Genomic DNA, 2,904 nt, shown 5'->3' with positions numbered 1-2,904 from the left:
AACGAGAAACATTTGTACCGTGAAGAAAAATACGCCGAGATATATGAAATCAACATGTTGCGTTGCATCTTTTGTGGATTGTGTGAAGAAGCTTGTCCAAAAGACGCCATTTATTTGACTATTTCCAAGGAATTAGTTCAAGCGAATTATGACAGGGAAGATTTTATTTATGGAAAAGACAAATTGGTAATGCCTTTGGACATTGCAATTAGAAATGCTCAACTTAATAACGTCAACTAATGATACATATCCCTGATTTTGCCAATGCAACACTTATACAAATTTTATTTTGTGTACTGTCTGTTATCACATTAGCCACGGCATTTTTAACAATTTACAGCAGAAATCCAATCCATAGTGCCATCTATTTAGTGATTTGTTTCTTCTCCATAGCAGGTCATTATTTATTGTTAAACGCACAGTTTCTTGCCATAGTTCACGTAATTGTGTATTCAGGTGCAATCATGATTTTGTTCTTGTTTACGGTAATGTTAATGAACTTGAACAAAGAAAATGAAGTTTATAAACCAAGAATCACTCGATTGGGGGCAATAGTTTTGTTTTGTTTGATGTGTCTGGTCTTGATAGCCATTTTCATCAATTCGAAACCAATTGTTGGCGAATACACCACAACTGGCGAAGACTATCAATCCATAAAAGTATTGGGCAAAGTACTGTTGAACGAATATATGGTGCCTTTTGAATTTGCCTCGGTATTGCTTTTGGTAGCCATGATTGGCGCAGTTTTATTGTCTAAAAAAGAAAAATTAGAAAAATAACATGAATAATATTTTGAATCAAGTTGGTATCGAAAATTACATCTTCCTGAGCGTAATACTTTTTTGTATTGGCGTTTTTGGAGTGTTGTACAGACGAAATGCAATCATCGTATTTATGTCAATCGAAATAATGTTGAATGCTGTCAACCTTTTGTTTGTGGCATTTTCGACCTATCATCAAGATGCACAAGGACAAGTTTTCGTGTTTTTCTCGATGGCTGTTGCTGCTGCGGAAGTTGCCGTTGGATTGGCGATTTTAGTTTCAATATTCAAGAATATGGGTACAATTGATGTTGGGAATTTAAAAAATTTAAAAGGATAATCTTCAATGGATACAAGTTTAGTTTTAGTCTTACTGTTAGCTCCTTTTTTAGGATTTTTATTTAATGTTTTTCTGGGTAAAAAAGCAGGCAAAAGCGTTGTTGGAATTGTGGGAACACTTTCCGTCGTAGTTTCTTTTGCGGTAACTTTATATCTTTTCGGAAACGCAGGCCAAGAACCAATTGTCGTTAATTTATTTGATTGGATTTCGATAGAAAGATTCGACGTGAAATTTGGTTTTCTTATAGACCAATTGTCCATTCTTTGGTTGTTGTTCGTCACTGGAATTGGGTCGTTGATTCATTTGTATTCCATCAGTTACATGCACGATGACGAAAAAATGCATTCGTTTTTTGCTTATTTAAACCTGTTCATCTTCTTCATGATTACGTTAGTAATGGGAAGCAACTTGCTAATGATGTTCATTGGCTGGGAAGGTGTGGGTCTTTGCTCCTACTTGTTAATCGGATTTTGGTACAAAAACCAAGATTTTAATGATGCCGCCAAAAAAGCGTTCATTATGAACAGAATTGGTGATTTAGGATTCTTGGTTGGAATTTTTATCGTTGGTTCATTATTCAATACTTTGGATTTTACAACATTAAGAACTACAATTACATCAGCAAGCGATATCAATGATTTATGGATTGCCATTGCAGCTCTAGCTTTATTCATTGGAGCATCTGGAAAATCAGCACAAATTCCATTATATACATGGTTGCCTGACGCGATGGCTGGACCAACGCCGGTTTCGGCATTGATTCACGCTGCGACGATGGTTACAGCGGGAATTTTTATGATAACAAGATTGAACTTCTTGTTTGATATGGCGCCAAGTGTTCAAAATATAATTGCCATTGTTGGTGCTGTAACCGCTTTGGTTGCCGCAACAATTGCCTTGGTTCAAAATGACATCAAAAAAGTATTGGCTTATTCTACAGTTTCACAATTGGGATTAATGTTCTTGGCTTTGGGATTGGGAGCTTATGAAGTGGCCGTTTTCCACGTAATCACACACGCTTTCTTCAAAGCTTGTTTGTTCTTGGGTTCCGGTTCTGTAATTCACGGTTTGCACGGCGAACAAGACATGCGTAAAATGGGTGGTTTGAAAAAAGCGATGCCAATAACTTTTATCACGATGTTGATTGCTTCATTGGCCATTGCCGGTATTTTTCCATTGGCAGGATTTTGGTCAAAAGACGAAATCTTGATGACAGCTTTTCACGAAAACAAAGCCTTGTGGGTTATTGGATCGATTGCTTCCATTATGACAGCTTTCTACATGTTTAGATTAATATATTTGACTTTTTTCAACTCGTTTAGAGGAACCGAAGAGCAAAAACATCATTTACACGAAAGCCCAAGTTTAATCACTGTGCCTTTAATTATTTTGGCAATTTTGTCTTTCTTCGGTGGAATTATTAGTCTGCCGGGACACAGTTGGTTGAACGAATATCTATCTCCATTATTTTCGAAAGTGGCTCACGAAGCACACACCTTGGGAACTACCGAATATATGTTGATGGCGATTGCCACAATTGGAGCTCTAATCGGAATTGGAATTGCCTACAAAAAATATTTGAAAGACAATTCAATACCAAGTGAAGATGCAGAAATCACTGGTGTTTCGAAAGTTTTATACAACAAATATTATGTTGACGAGGCTTACGATGCTATTTTCGTAAAACCAGTCAATGTACTTTCCAGTTTCTTTAGAGATACTGTGGAAACCACTTTATCAGCAATGGTTTTTGGATTAGGAAAAGTAACCAATGAAATCGCTTTGCAAGGAAAAAGAATCCAT

At 36.4% G+C, this 2,904-nt stretch carries 4 protein-coding genes; all 4 read left to right on the top strand.

All coding sequences use genetic code 11. The features are described from left to right. The coding region (locus C0430_RS05720) for a 4Fe-4S binding protein (protein ID WP_290866414.1) at window positions 1-240 on the top strand (240 nt) is incomplete at its 5' end. Then, on the top strand, window positions 240-779 hold the full coding sequence (locus C0430_RS05715) for an NADH-quinone oxidoreductase subunit J (protein WP_290866413.1): 540 nt from the start codon (window positions 240-242) through the stop codon (window positions 777-779). The genes C0430_RS05720 and C0430_RS05715, both read left to right, overlap by 1 nt. 1 nt (window position 780) lies before the next feature. Beyond that, window positions 781-1,101, top strand: a complete 321-nt coding sequence (gene nuoK, locus C0430_RS05710; protein ID WP_290866411.1) for an NADH-quinone oxidoreductase subunit NuoK — start codon at window positions 781-783, stop codon at window positions 1,099-1,101. Between the two features lie 6 nt (window positions 1,102-1,107). Continuing rightward, window positions 1,108-2,904: NADH-quinone oxidoreductase subunit L (gene nuoL, locus C0430_RS05705; RefSeq protein ID WP_290866409.1), on the top strand; the 1,797-nt coding region annotated here is incomplete at its 3' end.

It is taken from the genome of Flavobacterium sp. (genome assembly GCF_013823965.1).
Taxonomy (GTDB): Bacteria; Bacteroidota; Bacteroidia; order Flavobacteriales; family Flavobacteriaceae; genus Flavobacterium.
Note: the sequence above shows the minus strand (reverse complement) of the source record. Positions and strands in the feature narration are given on the sequence as shown.